The organism is Halobaculum halobium, assembly GCF_030127145.1.
GTDB classification, from domain to species: Archaea; Halobacteriota; Halobacteria; order Halobacteriales; family Haloferacaceae; genus Halobaculum; species Halobaculum halobium.
In genome coordinates this window covers 2499952-2516155 of record NZ_CP126158.1, presented here as the reverse complement: position 1 = coordinate 2516155, position 16204 = coordinate 2499952, and the positions used below count along the sequence as shown (strand labels likewise).

General features: G+C 70.6%; 15 protein-coding genes. 5 read left to right on the top strand and 10 right to left on the bottom strand.

What is annotated here, in order from left to right:
• Positions 1-181: 181 nt before the first annotated feature.
• From P0Y41_RS13125 to P0Y41_RS13115, 3 genes are read right to left on the bottom strand one after another with little or no spacing between them, the layout of a single operon-like run.
• The gene (locus P0Y41_RS13125; protein WP_284061764.1) at positions 182-1027 is read right to left on the bottom strand and encodes a metallophosphoesterase; all 846 of its coding nucleotides are present in this window, start codon (positions 1025-1027) and stop codon (positions 182-184) included.
• The gene (locus P0Y41_RS13120; RefSeq protein WP_284061763.1) at positions 1027-2805 is read right to left on the bottom strand and encodes a hypothetical protein; all 1779 of its coding nucleotides are present in this window, start codon (positions 2803-2805) and stop codon (positions 1027-1029) included. The genes P0Y41_RS13125 and P0Y41_RS13120 overlap by 1 nt, the downstream gene beginning before the upstream one ends.
• The gene (locus tag P0Y41_RS13115; protein WP_284061762.1) at positions 2802-4067 is read right to left on the bottom strand and encodes a Single-stranded DNA binding protein; all 1266 of its coding nucleotides are present in this window, start codon (positions 4065-4067) and stop codon (positions 2802-2804) included. The genes P0Y41_RS13120 and P0Y41_RS13115 overlap by 4 nt, the downstream gene beginning before the upstream one ends.
• Before the next feature lie 164 nt (positions 4068-4231).
• On the opposite strand from P0Y41_RS13115, the gene P0Y41_RS13110 reads away from it, so the two are divergent.
• Together P0Y41_RS13110 and P0Y41_RS13105 are read left to right on the top strand one after the other, a co-directional pair.
• Entirely contained in the window at positions 4232-4918 is a 687-nt protein-coding gene (locus P0Y41_RS13110) for a DsbA family protein (RefSeq protein WP_284061761.1), read from the top strand.
• On the top strand, positions 4915-5613 hold the full coding sequence (locus P0Y41_RS13105; RefSeq protein ID WP_284061760.1) for a hypothetical protein: 699 nt from the start codon (positions 4915-4917) through the stop codon (positions 5611-5613). The genes P0Y41_RS13110 and P0Y41_RS13105 overlap by 4 nt, the downstream gene beginning before the upstream one ends.
• A gap of 30 nt (positions 5614-5643) precedes the next feature.
• Here P0Y41_RS13105 and P0Y41_RS13100 read toward each other — a convergent pair whose 3' ends face one another.
• Together P0Y41_RS13100 and P0Y41_RS13095 are read right to left on the bottom strand one after the other, a co-directional pair.
• Entirely contained in the window at positions 5644-5952 is a 309-nt protein-coding gene (locus P0Y41_RS13100; RefSeq protein ID WP_284061759.1) for a DUF8036 family membrane protein, read from the bottom strand.
• Positions 5953-6134: 182 nt separating this feature from the next.
• Positions 6135-7475, bottom strand: a complete 1341-nt coding sequence (locus tag P0Y41_RS13095; RefSeq protein WP_284061758.1) for a ferritin-like domain-containing protein — start codon at positions 7473-7475, stop codon at positions 6135-6137.
• A gap of 330 nt (positions 7476-7805) precedes the next feature.
• Between P0Y41_RS13095 and P0Y41_RS13090 the strand changes: the two genes are divergently transcribed.
• Entirely contained in the window at positions 7806-8465 is a 660-nt protein-coding gene (locus P0Y41_RS13090; RefSeq protein WP_284061757.1) for a hypothetical protein, read from the top strand.
• Positions 8466-8506: 41 nt separating this feature from the next.
• On the opposite strand, the gene mutS is transcribed toward P0Y41_RS13090, so the two are convergent.
• The 3 genes from mutS to P0Y41_RS13075 all read right to left on the bottom strand — a co-directional run bounded on the left by mutS (position 8507) and on the right by P0Y41_RS13075 (position 12518).
• Complete coding sequence (gene mutS / locus P0Y41_RS13085; protein WP_284061756.1) at positions 8507-11263, bottom strand: DNA mismatch repair protein MutS; 2757 nt, start codon at positions 11261-11263, stop codon at positions 8507-8509.
• Between the two features lie 220 nt (positions 11264-11483).
• On the bottom strand, positions 11484-11846 hold the full coding sequence (locus tag P0Y41_RS13080; RefSeq protein ID WP_284061755.1) for a hypothetical protein: 363 nt from the start codon (positions 11844-11846) through the stop codon (positions 11484-11486).
• Positions 11847-11921: 75 nt separating this feature from the next.
• The gene (locus P0Y41_RS13075) at positions 11922-12518 is read right to left on the bottom strand and encodes a zinc ribbon domain-containing protein (protein WP_284061754.1); all 597 of its coding nucleotides are present in this window, start codon (positions 12516-12518) and stop codon (positions 11922-11924) included.
• 127 nt (positions 12519-12645) lie between these two features.
• On the opposite strand from P0Y41_RS13075, the gene P0Y41_RS13070 reads away from it, so the two are divergent.
• Together P0Y41_RS13070 and P0Y41_RS13065 are read left to right on the top strand one after the other, a co-directional pair.
• Positions 12646-13323 carry a DsbA family oxidoreductase gene (locus P0Y41_RS13070; protein WP_284061753.1) on the top strand — a complete coding sequence of 226 codons (678 nt, stop codon included), beginning with the start codon at positions 12646-12648 and terminating at the stop codon, positions 13321-13323.
• 98 nt (positions 13324-13421) lie between these two features.
• Complete coding sequence (locus P0Y41_RS13065) at positions 13422-14273, top strand: DUF7839 domain-containing protein (RefSeq protein ID WP_284061752.1); 852 nt, start codon at positions 13422-13424, stop codon at positions 14271-14273.
• A gap of 273 nt (positions 14274-14546) precedes the next feature.
• Here the strand turns inward: P0Y41_RS13065 and P0Y41_RS13060 are convergent, their stop codons facing one another.
• Both P0Y41_RS13060 and P0Y41_RS13055 read right to left on the bottom strand, forming a co-directional pair.
• Positions 14547-15383, bottom strand: a complete 837-nt coding sequence (locus tag P0Y41_RS13060) for an SDR family NAD(P)-dependent oxidoreductase (RefSeq protein ID WP_284061751.1) — start codon at positions 15381-15383, stop codon at positions 14547-14549.
• Positions 15384-15567: 184 nt separating this feature from the next.
• Complete coding sequence (locus P0Y41_RS13055) at positions 15568-16176, bottom strand: Lrp/AsnC family transcriptional regulator (RefSeq protein WP_284061750.1); 609 nt, start codon at positions 16174-16176, stop codon at positions 15568-15570.
• Positions 16177-16204 lie beyond the last annotated feature (28 nt).

Genomic DNA, 16204 nt, shown 5'->3' with positions numbered 1-16204 from the left:
ATCGATGCCACCACGCCCGAAGGCGTTCTGGTACTTGTACATATACGGTTTCCGTATATAACTCCTTCGCTGTTTCACACCGAAAACGCGTGATACGGACCCTCACACCGCCGGAAACGTGTGATTCGCTCACACGCCGGGCGTCGTTTGACCGATCCGGAGGCGGTTCGCAGGGCGGCCGTCAGATCCGCCGGTAGTCGCCCAGCCGAGTGCCGTCGAGGAGGTACGCCTCTCCCTCCGTGAACCCTGCGGGGAGAAACGGCGCGAGAAAGCCCTGCCCCTCGACGTTCACCCACGTGCCCCCGGAGCGGTCGTTGAACGCCGGGAACACGACGAGTTCGGGCTCACGCCAGTCGACGCCGGCGGCGTCGAGATCGACCTCGCCGTCAAACGCCGCGGGCGCGAGCGACCCGCGCAGCCACGCTTTCTCCGCGCGCGCGCCACCGACGGCGTCCTCCAACTTGACGGCGACGTGCTCGTGGCCCATGCAGATCACGTCAGCGCCGAGGACCTCCGGCGCGGGCCACGTGTGGCCGTGGAGCACGCCCACGTCGCCGAGGCGGGCGCCCCCGGCGGGGGTCACGTCGACTCGGTCCTCGAACGCTTCCGCGATCCCGGCGTCGTGATTCCCGATCACGAGCGTCACAGGAACCCCGACCGCCGACAGGAGGGCGTCGATCTCGGCCGTCTCAGCGTCGCCGGCGCCGCCGACGCGGTGGGCCAGGTCACCGAGGACAACGAGTCGGTCGGCGCCGGTGCGCGCGAGTAGATCGAGCACGCGCTCGCGCCGCTCCTCGCCCGCGCTGTCGAGTTCGACGCCGCGCTCGTAGCGGAGGCCGGCCTCGATCCCGGCGTGGTAGTCTGCGACGAGCAGCCCGGTCTCATCGCCGAGGTCTGCGACAGCGGCCGGCGCGCCCGGCACCGGTTCGACGAGCGGCGCCGGCGAAGGGCGGTCCGAACCGATGCGCTGGCCCGAACCGCCATTCGGGTCCGCACCGCCACTTCGGCCCGAACCGTCGGCCGCCATCAGATGGGTTTGAGCGTTCCGTCAACCGGCTCGTAGCACTTTCCGCTCATGAGCGCCTCCTGGATGGCGTCCGCCGCGTCGTCGGGACCGGCGCCGTGGCGCTCGACCGTCGCCGCGACGACCGCCTCCCGGTCGGCGCCGTCGCCGTCGTCGAGATCGCTCATCACCTCGACCACAGCGTCCTCGAGGTCGACATCCGCGGCGGACTCGTCGTCCGCGTCCTCACTACCGGCGGTACTGTCGACGTCGGTATCTGCGTCGCCGTCGGCACCAGCGACGCTGTCGGTGTCGCCCTCGGTAGTAGTGGCAGGATCACCGTCGACCGCACCGAGATCGTCTTCTGCCGGCTCTGCCGTCTCCGGCGTCTCTGGCGTCTCTGCCGTCTCCGGCGTCTCTGCCGTCTCTGCCGTCTCCGTCTTCGGTGGCTCGGCGTCGGGCGTCTCGATGTCCGCCTCGCCGGCAGTGGACACCTCGCTCCCGGTGGCGAACTCCACGCCGTGCTCCGCTTCGACCTCCTGTCGTTCCTCGTCGGAGAGCGCGTCCTCGAAGTCTTCTGGGTCCGCGTCGGCGTCGAAGTCGCCGAGGTCGTCGTCGCTGAGGTCGCCGTCGCCGTCGTCGAAATCTCCCAGGCTGTCGGCGGTGGATTCGTCCGGGTCGGGCTCCGCGCTCGTTCCGGGGTCCGCCTCCGCGACCGCGGCGTCCGCGTCGTCGGCAGCGTCGTCGGGAGCGGCCGCGTCGACAGCGGCGTCCCCTTCCTCGCCAGCGGCCGCGTCGGCCGGTGGTTCGGTTGAGTCGGCAGCTGAATCTGCGGGATCGGATTCGGTACTCGCCGCGGGACCCGTCTCTGCCCCGGCGGTCGAGCCCGCTGCAGTGCCCGCCGTCTCTGTCGGTTCGGCGGCCTCATCCGTCCCCACCCCACCCGACTCGTCCGCCGTCGGCGCCGTCGACACCGCGTCGTCGCTCGACGCGGCGGGGGCGTCGGTCGCCGAGTCCTCGGTCTCCGCCGCCGTGGCAGATCCCTCGAAGTCGTAGGACACGTCGGGAAGTGGGCCGAGGTCGGCACCGCCGCGGTCGTCGGGGTCGACCGCGAGCGCACGGACCTCCTCGCGCTCGTCGGCGACGACTTCGAGCGCGTCGACCGCGAGCGTCCGAACCGCCTCCAGGTAGCGCGTGCCCGTGTCGTAGTGGTCGATCGCGAGCGGGATCCCGGCCGCGAGCGCCGTCGGCACGCCCGCGTCCTCGAGACGGGTGCGGAGCCGGGTGCCGCGCTCGTCCATCGCGAGCGCCTCGGCGAACACCGCGACCCGACGAAGCGTCGCCTCCGCCGCGGAGACGACCCAGCGGTCGCGCGTGTCGGCGTCGACCGTCGCGAAGCTCTCCGGGCGCACGGACGTGTACACCAGGTCGGAGTCCTCCGGCTGGAAGGTTCGCGCCTTCCCCGTGAGCGCGACGAACGCCGGCGGCGTCGTCCGGTCGAGGAACGCCGCCTCGTCCGGCTGGTACTGTCCGGCGTAGGTGACGAACGCACCCGTCGGGTCGACGACTCGCCCGCGCAGCGTCTGTTCGTTCACCGATTCGACCTCGGTGAGCACGCCGACCGCGAACAGCCGGTTCACCCGGAGCCCGGTCGGCGTGACCACGTAGTTCGGCGCGCGCTCCTCGTCGCTCTCGGAGTGATCCAGGTCCGCGTCGTCGAACTCGGCCGCGAAGATCCGGTGGGCGACCTCTCGGGTTCCCGGCCCGTCGTCGTCGCCGGATCCGTCGCCGCTGGAACTCACGCGCCCACCTCCGAGAGCAGGTCGGCCGCACGCGCGGCCGGATCGTCCCCGCTGGCCGCGAACTCGCTGGCGTCGAGGTTCGCCCCGTACTCGTCGACAGAGAGGTGACCGCGCACGCGATACTCGCGTCCGACCAGTTTCTCTGCGATCTCGTCGGCAACGACCTCGCGGCTCATCGCGTCGCGGGCGGCGTCCAGCGCCTCCTCCAGGGTGCCGCCGTAGATCTCCTCGGTCAACTCGCTATCGAGGATGGCGGTGACGGTCGCGGTGCCGTCGTCGAGGATCGCCTTCACCCGGAGGTCGTCCTCGGGCTCGACCTGGCCGTGGCTGCGACACTGGCCGTTCTGGACGAGTCGGCCGCACTCGGGACAGCGTTCGATCAGCCCCGACCCGTCGCGGACTTCGAGGACGTTCCCGAGCACCTCGACGTCGTACATCCCCCCGGAGGTGACGGCCTCCTCGATGCTGACGCGCGGGGCCTCGTCGCTCACCTCGACGCTCGCGGGCGACACCTCGGTGAACTCGGTGAGGTTCACCGACGGGACGCCGCGGAACTCCCGGACGTACACGTCCTCCATGCGGAGTTCGGCGCCCTCGACGACCTCCTCGCGCGCCTGCCAGTCGGTGAACGGGAGCCGGGCGGTCTCGTCGCCGATGACGCCCGAGTGGATCGTCGTCTCGCCGTCGCGACCGTCGATGGTGCGCTGTTCGAGTTCGAGCACCTTCGCCTCGACCGTGCGACCGCGGTCGCCGGCCGCGAGGTCGACGAGATCGCGGTCGCCGCCCACGTCGTACGGGACGTCGAGCGGCTCCTGTTCCATCGCGACCGACGAGGACTCCCCGAGGTTGAGTTCGGGGTCGCCCTCCCACTCGCGGACGCTCGCGTTGCCGATCGCGACCGTGTCGCCGGCCTCGAAGCCGAAGTCCTGCCAGGCGGTGTAGCTGAGCCGCCCGGTCTCGTCAGCGAGTTCGCCCTCGCGGATGACCGTGTCGTCACCCTGGTAGCGGATCGACCGTCGTCCGACCGTCAGCACGCGCGCGGTGACAGTGACGTTGCCCGAGTCTGGCGTGATCTCGGCGATGTCGACCGAGGACGGGGCCGCGTCGCCGCCGCCTCCGCCGCCGTACTTCCGTCGGACGGACTGCTTCGCCTCGTCGATCGGGACGCTGTACTCCAGTAGGTTCTCCAGGTCGCGTTTGACCTCCGCTGTGTCTTCGCCGAGGGCGGAGGCGAGCTCCTCGGCGTGTGCGTCGATGTCCATGTGTTCCGTCCAAAGATACCGCCCGACTCCTGTTAAACTCACCGTGCAGGAGGCGGCGTCCGCCGAGACGGACGGGCGACGGCGTTCGCGCCGGGGAGGACGGTCGTGCGTTCTCTGCGCCCACACGAGATGGGTTCCTTGTCCGGCACGACCTGTGGTCGACTATGGAAGTGACTCGACGCGCGGCGATCGCCGCCGCTGGAACCGCCGGTCTCGGCGCGTTCGCGGGCTGTCTCGGTGGTGCGATCGGGGGCGACGGCGACGCCGCGAGGGCCGGGAGAACCCCCATCGACGACCACCCGGTCGCGGCGGAGCTCGGCGCCCAGCCCGCGCTCGGGCAGACAGACGCCGGGGCGACGGTCGTTACCTTCGAGGACCCCTCCTGTCCCACCTGCCGGAATTTCGAGCGGAACGCCGGCGCCCGGCTCAGGTCCGGCCCGGTCGCCGACGGCGACCTCCGACTCGTCTCGCGCGTGTACCCGATCATCTACCCGTGGGGGAAGCCAGGAGTTCAGGCGCTCGAAGCCGCCTACGCCCGCGATGGCGGCGAGGACGCCTACTGGTCCCTGTTCGACTACTACTTCGCCTCGCAGGGACAGTTGGACGCGGACAACGTCCTCGACCGAACCGAATCGTACCTCTCGTCGAACACCGACCTCGACGCTGCGGGCGTCATCGCCGACGCGGAGGCGAAGGCGTACGACGGCGCGGTACAGGCCGACCTCGACGCCGGCGAGACCGCGGGCGTAGACCGAACGCCCACGATATTCATGTTCCGCGACGGCGCGTACGTCACTCGCGCGTCCGGCAACGTGAGCTACGAGACGATCACCTCGGCGCTCCAGCTATGAGCGTCAGGAGCCGACTCACCCGCGTTCGCCGCCGATTGAGGCTCCCACGGCTGCCGTCCTCGCGGCGGGACGTCCGACTCGTTGCGCGCACCATCCGGCTCGTCCTCGGCGTTCCGGCCTACGGAATCCTCGCGGCCGTCGTGAGCCTCGTCGCGCTCTCGGGATTCGTGCTCTCACAGAACGTCGCGCTCGTGCGCGACACGGTGGTCGGCGGGTCGCTCCCGCTCGACGCTCGAGTCACGATCCTCGTCGAACAGTACCCGTTCGTCGGCACGGTCTACGGGTCGCTGGCGGGTGCGATGCTCGTCGCGATCGCGATCCTCGCCGGCGCGAACGTCGCGGTCGTCGGGTATCACCTCCGCGAAAACGGGATCCTCACCGGCGACGCGGCCGGCGGAAACGCCACGAGTACCGAGACGGGGTCTCGTCCCGGGACTGGCCCGGGTGCCACCGGCGGTCTGGGCAGCGCAGTCGGCGTGTTCCTCGGCGCGCTCGGCGCCGGCTGTGCCGCGTGCGGATCGGCGGTGCTCGTCGGCGTACTCTCGCTGGTCGGGGCTTCCGGCGTCGTGCTGTTCCTCCCGTTTGACGGGCTGGAGTTCACGCTGCTCGCGCTGATCCCGTTAGCCCTGTCGCTGTTCTGGCTGGCCGACGGGATGCGCGGCGCCGAGATCCGCGGCTGTCCGGTGGAGACCTGAGCGGGTCGGACAGCCGTCGCGGCCCGCGCCTCAATCCAGTGTCACCCGCACCAGTGCCGCGAGCGCGACCGTCTCCAGCAGGTGCAGCGTCAGCATCGCGCGCCACGCGACCGGCGGCACCGCCGAGGAGAACCACGCCGACAGCGTCGGGTCGAGGAGGTAGTAGTACAGCGCGACCGCGTTCTCCGCGAACAACAGCGCCGCGAACGTGCTCAGCCCGAGCGCGTGCGACGAGCGAAGTCGGATCGCGTTCCGTCCCCACACGACCAGCAGGACGGCGAGCAGGACGAGGTTGAGGGCCGCCGCGATCCGTGCGACGTCAGCCCAGAGAGAGACCACGTCTTATCTCCCGTCCGCGGTCGCATCCCGCCTCCAGACGGGAAGGATCGGAAGCGGGAGACGAGCGACCGGGGTACCCGTCCGGAGGTGGCTGCTAGGAACCGTCAGCGGGGGGTCGAGCGCGGGCGGGCGGTTCGAACGGGGACAGCGGCGGCCGAACCGCGCGTCACGCTCGAACATGCTCACTCCTCGACGATGAACTGGCCGGCGATCTCGACCACCTCGTCCATCGTCCGCGGCTCGTCGACGGCCATCGGGAACGGCGACTCGACGTTCAACTCGTTGAGGAACGAGGCGTGGCGCGCCTCGACGGCGTGGATGCCGACGGCCGCGCCGAACACCTGGTCGTTGGCGACGGTGCCGGCCTGCCCGGCGTACGCCGAGACGCCGGTGTTCTCCAGCGCGCGGGCGACGCCGAGGAATTCCGAGGGTGTCGAGTAGCCGAAGTCGTAGGTCGCCTCCTCGACGGGCGTGCCCCCGAGTTGGTCGACCGTATCGGCGATGGCGCTGACGTGCGCGGCCTCGTGCTCGCCTGCCGTCCGGAGTCGATCGGGCACCGTCATCCGGAGCGTCTCGCCGTAGTCGGACAGCACGCTCGCGTTCATCAGCTCGTCGTCGGAGTACGTCTCCAGCCCCTCGCGGTAGAAGGCGTTCTCCAGGTGCTCCAGCGTCAGCGCGTAGTTCAACACGTCCACGTCGCTCACGTCGTTGTCCGCCTTCCGGTCGGCGGTCGGCTCGTCCTCGCCGTCGAGCGGCGCCGGCGAGGAGACGTCGCTGGTGATGAACTGGCCGGCGATCTCGAAGATCTCGTCCACGCTCGCCGCCTCCTCGACGGCGTTGGGGTACGGCATCTCGCCGTTGATCAGGTTGAGGAACGAGGCGTGGCGCGCCTCCACGCTCTGGATGCCGGCGGCGGCACCAAGCACCGCGTTCTGCTTGATCGCCGCGGCCGCGCCCGTGTAGGCGGCGACGCCGGTGTTCTCCAAGGCGCCAGCGGTTGCAAGGAACTCCGAGGGCGTCGAGTAGCCGAAGTCGTATTCGGCCTCCTCGACGGGCGTGCCGCCGAGGTCCTCGATCGTCGCTGCGATGGCGTCGACGTGCGCGGCCTCGTGTTCGCCGGCGAGCGCGAGGTACTCGGGCACCTGCATCCGCAGCGTCTCGCTGAACTCCGACAGGGAGTCGGCCATCATGATCTCGTCGTTCGAGAACTCGTCGAATCCCTCGCGGTAGAAGGCGTTCTCCAGGTGCTCCAGCGTCAGCGCGTAGTTCAACACGTCCACGTCCGGGTTCGGGGCCGGCTCCTCGGTGGGTTCGGCCGTCTCCGTCTCGGTCTCCGTGGGGGTGTCCATCGGCGTGTCCATCGCCTCGGTGGGCTCCTCCGTTGCCGCGTCGCCGCCGGCGCCGGAACAGCCGGCGATACCCACGGCCCCGGCGGCCGCGAGCGTGCCGGCGAAGCGGCGGCGGGTGAAGCGGTCGGAAGTCGCGTCGTCGGTCGCGTTCGAACTGCGTCGTGAGTCCGTCATTGCTACAGCACACGCCACAACCTATCAGCGTAAGTACGATTTCCGAACTCCCACGGGAGTCCGGCCGAGTTGCGGGCGAACTCTCTCCAAACTTCGTCCGAATTCGCGCCGCGGCTACCGATGGTGCCCCCTTGAGGACGGGCCGCGTCCTGCTGGTGACGGCGCGCGTCCCGCCGGCGCGTATCTCGTCCAACCGGCACCGATCCCGGCGGCGGCCGGGTACGCCACCCGAGCGGCGCGCGATATCGTGTCAGTGTGTCTTTATTATCCGGCGGCGCGTCCGAACGGACGAGATACCCCGACAGCAACGGGGCTCACTCGGAGTCCACCATGGTCGATTCACACGCCAACACCAGTACCGACACGCGTATCCCCCGAACGCGACGCCTCCTCGGCGGCCTCGTCGTCGCCCTCGGGGCCCTCCTGCTCGCGGACACCACCGGCATCGTCGCCGTCGACGGCTTCGCGGTGTTCCTCGCCGGCGCGCTCGCCGTGTACGGCGGGTCCCGGCTGGTCGCCGAACGCGCCCGCCATCTGTTCTGGCCGGGGACGTTCGTCCTCGTCGGTGCCGGCTGGCTGCTCGTCGAATTCGGCGTCCTGACCGCCGCGCAAGCGCGCGGGTTCTGGCCGGTCCTCGTGGTGCTGTTCGGCGCGTCGCTGCTGCGCGGGCGTCGCGCCGGCGGGCTCTTGGGCTCACCCGCGGTCGTGTTCGCGACCGGGGACGGCGAGGGCGTGACCCGCGCGACTGCACTGTTCGAGGACGCCCGGCTCGATCTCCGAGGGATCGACGTTCCCATCCCGGCCGCTGTCGAGGCCGTCGCGGTGTTCGACGACGTCGAGGTCGTCGTCCCCGAGAACCGCGTCGTCGTCCTCGACGCGACGACCGTCTTCGGCGGCGTGCGCGACCTTCGTCGCGCCCGCCCGACCGGCGAACCGGATCTCGTGATCGACGCCACTGCGGTCTTCGGCGACGTGCGGATCGTCGACTGACCGCCACAGCGGCACCCTGTCTCTCGGGGCACTCTGTTGGACTAGTCGTCCCCGCTCTCCAGCCGTCGCTGCCACTCTTGGACCGTCGCCATCAACTCGACTGGCGGCGTCTCGTTCACGTCCGTGCCACGTAGCGCCTCCAGCACCGCCTCGGTTTCCGTGTCCATCACCGTCCCGGCCCCGTCCTCGGCTGCCGATTCGATGAGCGTGTCGTTCGTCGCGTTCGCGGTCCCTTCCGTGGGTCCCCTCGCGGTACCGTCACCCGGTTCGGGTCCCGTCGCGTCGCTCCCGCCGCCACCGGCGGCTGCGGCGAACTCGCCGGCCGACAGGTCGAAGACGGCTTGTTTCGTGTCTCTCTCGCCGCCGCCGGAGCCCCTGGCCTCGATCGCCTTCTCCTCGCGCAGGCGGTCGAGCACCTCGTCCGCGCGGCCGACGACGGGGTCGGGGACGCCCGCGAGCTCCGCGACGTGGACCCCGTAGCTGCGGTCCGTCGCCCCCTCGCGCACGCGCCGAAGGAACGTCACGTCGCCGTCGCGTTCCTCGGCCGCGACGTGGACGTTCGCGACCCGGGGGAGGTGCTCTGCGAGCGCCGTCAACTCGTGATAGTGAGTCGCGAACAGCGTCTTCGCGCGCACCTCGTTGTGGAGGTACTCGGTGGCCGCCCACGCGATGGAGATCCCGTCGTACGTGGCGGTACCGCGGCCCACCTCGTCGAGGATCACCAGCGAGTCCTCCGTCGCGGAGTGGAGGATATTCGACAGCTCCTGCATCTCGACCATGAACGTGGAGCGTCCCTGGGCGAGTTCGTCGAGGGCGCCCACGCGGGTGTACACGCCGTCGACCAGCGGGAGGACCGCCGAGTCGGCGGGGACGAACGAGCCGATCTGTGCGAGCAGCGAGATCAGCGCACACTGGCGCATGTACGTCGACTTCCCGCTCATGTTCGGGCCGGTGACGATGAGAAAGCCCCGTTCGTGGTCCATGCGGAGGTCGTTCGGGACGAAGTCGGTCGTCTGCTCGACCACCGGATGGCGGCCCGCCTCGATGCGGAGTTCGTCGTCTCCGGTGAACTCGGGGCGCGCCCAGTCGTTCGTCGCGGCGTGGTGGCCCAGCGCCGCGAGCACGTCCAGTTCGGCGAACGCGCGCCCCACGTCCTGGAGCAGTTCGGCGGCGGCGGCGACCCGCTTGCGTACGTCCTCGAAGATTCGCCGCTCCAACTCCTCCCGGCGCTCCTCCATGCGGAGGACGGTGCGCTCGCGCTCCTCCAGTTCCTCGGTGACGAACCGCTTGGAGTTCTTCAGCGTCTTGACCTCGCGGTAGTGGTCTGGCACCTGCCCCGCGACGGACTTCCCCACTTGAATGTAGTAGCCGTCGGTCTTGTTGCGGTCGACCGACACGTGGCTCAGGCTGTGCCGGCGCTTCTCGCGCTCGGCGAGCGTGTCGAGCCACTCGGCGGCCTCGTCGTATTCGGCCACCAGCTCATCGAGCTCATCGTCGTAGCCCCGGGCGATCACGCCGCCGTCGCCGCCGATGCTCCCCGGCGGCTCCGCGGCCAGCGCCTCACTCAGGTCGTCGTGGAGGTCGCGGGCGGCCGCCTGGTCGGGGCGCGCGAGCACGTCCGGTATCGGCGAGTCGGCGAGTCCGGTGCCGTCGATGGCCGACGCCAGCGCCGGGAGCCGACCGAGCGCCGAGCGGACGGCGGCGAGATCGCGGGGGCCCGCGGAGCCGCTGGTCGCCCGCGCCGCGAGCCGCTCGAGGTCCGCGGTGCCGTCGAGCGCGTCGAGCAGGCGGTCCCTGGCGAGGGCGGCGCGTGCGAACGCTTCGACGGCGGCGCCGCGGCGCTCCAACTCCGCGCGGTCGCGCTGCGGGCGGGTGAGCCACTCCCGGAGGAGGCGGGTTCCGGCGGCCGTCTCGGTGTGGTCGAGCGTGGAAAGCAGGGTGCCCGTCGACTCCCCCTGCATGGTCTCGACGAGTTCGAGGTTCCGCTGGGTCGTGGCGTCGAGCGCGACACGGCCGCCCGGGTCCAGGCCGCCCAGCCTGGTCATCGACGCGAGCACGCCCGCGCCGGTCTCGTCGACGTAGTGGAGCACCGCGCCCGCCGCGGCGACGGCGGATTCGGCGTTCAGCCCGACCGCCTCCAGCGCCTGCGTGCCGAAGTGGTCGCCGAGGCGGTGGCGGGCGCGCCCGGGGGCGAACGCCTCCGACTCGTGGAGGGTGAGCCGCGCGTCGGTCGACTCGCGGAGCTCCGAGAGACGGTCGTCGTCGTCGCGGACGCCGGGGCCCGGGAGCAGTTCGACCGGGGCGAAGCGGTGGAGCTCCGCGCGCACGTCGTCAAGGTCCGCGACTGCGGCGGCGTGGAACCGACCGGTCGTCACCTCCGCGAACGCGACGCCCCACTCGTCGTCGCCGTCGACGTCGGGGTCGCGCTCGACGGCGGCGAGGTAGCGGGCCTCGGCGCCGTCGGGGTCGACGACGGTGCCGGGCGAGACGACCCGCTCGATCTCGCGTGCGTGACCGTCGTCGGTCTCGTACTGCTCGGCGACGGCGACGCGGTAGCCGCGCTCGACCAGCGCCGTGAGGTACGGCGTCAGCTCCGAGAGGGGAACGCCCGCCATCGGGTACGAGGAGCCGTGGCTCGACTTCTGGGACACCTTGAGGTCCAACTCGTCGGCCACGAGCTCGGCGTCGTCGGCGAAGAACTCGTAGAAGTCGCCGCACTGCATCGCGAGCACGTCCGCGTCCGTCGACTCCTTCAGCGAGAGGAACTCGCCCACGATGCCGCCGGCGTCGGTCGTCATGGTCTGGTAAGTGGTGGTGCCGTGTTCGGGTAAAACGCTACGGGTCCGGCCCGACGGCTGTGCGGATCCACGAACGGCACGGAGCCGCCGCGCCCCGGGGCGACGCCCCTACCCGACGCCCGCGGAGAAGCGGCGACAGTCACTACTGCGTTCCGGCGGGCGCTTCACCGTTTCGCCTCCGGGGGCGGACCGGATTGGGCCTGCGCGTGGGCGAGGGCGCCTACGTCCCCGGGATGCCGAGCGCGGAGAACCCGCCGAGGCCGACCCCCGCGAGCAGCGACAACACGAGCGAGGCGGCGAGCCACCCGACCAGCGCGATCCCGGCCGCGGTGATCCACCCGCCCTTGTAGCGCCACTTGATCACGCCGAGATACGCGAGATACGTGAGCACGGTTCCCAACAGCGGCAGCCAGCCGAACAGCGCGCTCGCAATAAGCCACGCCAGCGCGCCGATGAGCGCGGTCCAGACGGCGTGCTCGTAGCTCCGGGCGTCAGACAGCACCAGCGCCCCGACGTGGATGCCGATGCCGCCGACCAGGGCGCTCACGACGAACACGATGACCGAATCCAGCAGGGCGACCATACAGCGAGTGCGGCGCCCACCGTGGAAAGCGTGGTGGCGACCCAAGTCGGCCGAGCCTCACGAGCGGCGCGGACGCTACGACCGGGAGTCCCCGTCGCCGTCGTCGCCGTCGGTCGCTTCCGGCGACCCTGCGTCGGCCCAGTCGAGCCGCGTCGTACACCAGGGACAGAAGTCGAGATCGGCGTCAAGTTCCTTCCCGCAGTTCGGGCACGCGGGCGCCTCGTCATCCGTCGACGCCCCGCCGGCCGCGGCCCCGGCACCGCGCCCCGGAGCGCCGAGCTGTGACGCGCCGTTCGCGCCGTCCGCGTCGTTCCCACCGTCCGCGCCGTCCGCGCGGGCGCCGGCACCGGCCGCCGCTGGACGCACGGCTGCTCCCGATTCGTCGTGCGTCGCGCGCGCCAACAGGTACGCGTCGACCGCGCTGGCGAGGACGACGATCACCGGCGGTAGCGCCTCGACCGGGTTCGACACCGTCGCGCCCGCGTTGAGCGCCTCGATGACCTCCGGCGGGACGAGCAGCAGGACCGCCGCGAACGTCGCCGCGAACCAGCCGAACCCGCGGAGCCATCGCCGGAGATACGCGTGACCCAATCCGGTGACGGCGAGCGCGAGAAGGACCGCGAGCCACGGCCGCTTGCGACCCGTCGGCCCGCCGAAACGGGGGAGATTCATACCACCAAACGGGGGACCCACCCGTGAAAAACCCGCCGGTGGCCGTGCGACTCGCCGGTGATCGCGACCTCCACCGAGGACCGCCGGGAGCGACGAACACTAACGCGTGGCCGACCTCGGCGACGCCATGAGCACTGACGACGCGGCCCCGGTCGACGACGCGAGCGATCGACGACCGGTAACGGTCTACTCGGATTTCGTCTGTCCGTTCTGCTACCTCGGACGGGCGTCGCTGCGGCAGTACCGCGACGATCGCACAGAGCGCGATCTCCCGGCGGTGGACGTGGAGTGGCAGTTCTTCGATCTGCGCGGACACAAGCGCGCTCCAGACGGCGAGATCCGCGACGACGTCGACGACGGCAAAGACGAGGACTACTACGACCAGGTCCGGGAGAACGTCGTGCGCCTGCGCGATGAGTACGACGCCGACGAGATGCTCGACTTCGACGAGGTCCACGACGCCGACTCGTGGGACGCCCAGCAGGCCGCGCTGTACGTGAAGCAGGCGTACGGCTCCGAGACGTTCCGCGACTTCTACGACGCCGTTCTGGAAGCGCACTGGGAGGAGGGCCGCGAGATCGACGATGTCGACACGCTCGCCGACCTGGCCGAAGCCGTCGGCGTCGACGGGGACGAGGTCCGCGCCGCCGTCGACGACGACGCGCTCGCCGACGAGCTCGAGGCGCAGTTCGAGACGGCGCGCGAGCGCGGCGTCACGGGCGTGCCGACGTTCGTCGCCGACGGGCACGCCGCCCGCGGGGCGGTGCCGCCGGCACACCTTCGGCGATTGTTGGAAGACGACTGAGACGCGAACACAACTTGGATTGCGGCCGATCGGCTCTCGACCGCGATATCCGGCGGCGGACCACAACCATATTTGTGTTCGTGGTCCCAGCATCGACCGTGAGCGACGACGGTACGGACGACGACGGCGGCCTCGGCGTCCTCCGACACAAACGCGACGCGACGCGGTACCGCATCCTCGTCGAGATCGCCGAACGCCAGCCGGCGGTGAGCCAGCGCGAGATCGCCGACGCCATCGGCATCACCGCGCAGGCGGTCTCCGAGCACCTCGGGGAGCTCGCGGACGGCGGCTTCGTCGACCGCGAAGGGCGCGGGCGCTACCGCGTCACGAAGGAGGGGGTCGACTGGCTCATCTCCCGCACCGACGAGCTCAGCGAGTATCTCGACCACGTCACCAGCGACGTGCTCGGCGACGTCGAGGTGGAGGTCGCCCTCGCGGACGGCGCCGTCGACGAGGGCGACCGCGTGACGCTCTCGATGCGCGAGGGCATCCTCCACGCCCACCGGGTCGCCGACAGCGACGCCGAGTCCGGCGGGTCGAACCCGCCAGGCGCCACGGCGATAGCCGTCACCTCCGGCGACTCCGGCGACGACGTCGGCGTCACGGAGTTCGACGGTGTGGTCGACTACGAACTGGGTGCGGTCACGGCCGTGGTCGTCCCCGGGGTCCGCGACGGCGGAAGCAGCGCGGTCGACCCCGGTCGCCTGCGTGAGCTCGCCGCCGACGCGGACCTCGTCGTCGCCGCCGGGACGGAGGCGGTGGCCGGCGTCAGGCGACTCGACCGCGACCCGGACGTTCGCTTCGGCACCGTCGACGCCGTCCGCGAGGCGTCGATGCGCGGCCTCGACGTGCTGTTAGTCGTCGTCGCCGGCGACCTCACCGCGCACGTGGAGGGACTCCGCGAGACCGCCGTCTCCTACGAGGTCGTCGACGCGTCGCTGGGGGAGTGACGCGGTTTTCACCGTTGATTCTCGCGGGCGTACGTTGAAGTAGCGTGTCCGGCAGTTCGTGGTATGCGCACCGAGACTGCCGTTCGCGTCCGACTCGGCCTGGCGACCGCGGCCGTGATCGCGGTCACCGCCGTCGTCGCGCTGGGACTTGCCAGCATCGCGTTGTGAGGCGCTACCTGACTCGACAGCCCGGACGTCACCGCCTCGCCGCGTAGAGTCGATCGTTCTCGCAGTCGTGTCCCTGCCCGTGGTAGCGCTGTCGCTGTGGTGGCGCTATCCCTGCGGTAGTTCCTCGCCCTGAGGAACGCCCTGCGCGGCGACCGTCTCGCCGGTCAGGTAGCTCGCCGCGTCGCTGGCGAGGAAGCGCGCGAGATCGGCGATCTCCTCGCTCGTGCCGATCCGCCGGTCGACGTCGTCGCGGTCGATCTCCTCCGCGGAGACGCCCATCTGTTGCTCGACGCCCGGCGTCGCCACGAACCCGGGGGCGACGCAGTTGACCCGAACGCCGCGCGTCGCCCACTCGAGCGCGAGCGTCTCAGTGAGGTTGATCACGCCCGCCTTCGCGGCGCCGTAGTGGCTCATGTACTGAGCGGCGTTCTGGCCCGCCACGCTCGCCAGGTTGACGACCGCGCCGCCGCCGTCGGCGAGGTGGTCGCCCGCGGCCTGCGTGCAGTGGAACGTGCCGTGGAGGTTGATGTCGACGATCGTCTCCCAGCCGTTCTCGGAGATGTCCTCGAACGGCGCCATGAACGACGCGCCCGCGTTGTTGACGAGCACGTCGATCCCGCCGAACTCTTCGACGGTCGCCTCCACGAGCGCGTCGACGGCGTCGCGGTCGGTTACGTCGCACTCGACGGCGAGACAACGACCGTGGCCGGCGTCGCCGTCAGCGTCGGTCACGTCGCCGTCGGCCGATTCGGCCGCTTCGTTGATCGCTTCCGCGACTGGGTCGACGTTCTCTTGCTCGCGCGAGCAGATCACCACGTCGGCGCCGTCGGCCGCGAACGCCTCGGCGATGGCGCGGCCGATACCGCTGGAGGCGCCGGTGATCACCGCCACGTCGCCGGCGAGCGAGAAGCGGTCGGCGAGCCGATGCGCGGCGTCGCTCACGCCGCCCACCCCCGGTGTGCCGAGGCGGTCGCAGTGACGGTCGGCGCCCGAGCGTCCGCGCGCAGGTCCGCGTGTCGTGTCATCGGTCGATGGTGGGCGGCGTCGTCACATCAATCCCGGGGGCGCTCCGGGCAGTTCACTTACCGGTGTAAAGTCAGTTTGCCGAGGCTACTGCTGCCAGTCGTCACCCCTCGTGCAACCCACGGAAGATCTCGGGGTCAGTGCGGAACTTGAGGACGTTGTGAACGACGTGGTTTCGGAGGTTCGAGACGACCGCCCCGTGTTCCTTGTAGAACTCGTGGATCCACCGCGACTGCGCCTCGGCGGTCGGGAACATCATCACCGACTTCCACTGGTACTCGCCGTCCGAGAGGAAGTACAACAGCGTGTGCGGGTCGTCGCGGATCGACGCCATCGCGTCGCGCCACTCCTCGGCGAAGTGTGACGGGTCGAACTTAAACTCGAACAGCGCGAACGTGTAGTACGCCTCGTTCGGGACGATCGCCTCGCGGAAGACCCCGGCCGCGCGCATCTTGCGGATGCTCTCGCTCACGGTGACGTGAGAGACGTCGACGTCGTACTCTGCCTCCAACACGCCTGCTAACTCCCGCGAGGATATGCCGGGATCCGCAGCGAGCTCCTCCAGGATGACGAGGTCACGCTCGCTGAACGTCCAGTCGGGCGGGTCGTCGCCGGTCGCGGCGATGTCGTCGTCGGCACCACTCGTGGCGATGTCGTCGCCGTCGGCTGCGCGGTCGGTGCCCGCGGGATCGTCGTCGGTGTGGTCGGTCATAGTCTGGATGGCGGGGTCGAGTGCAAAA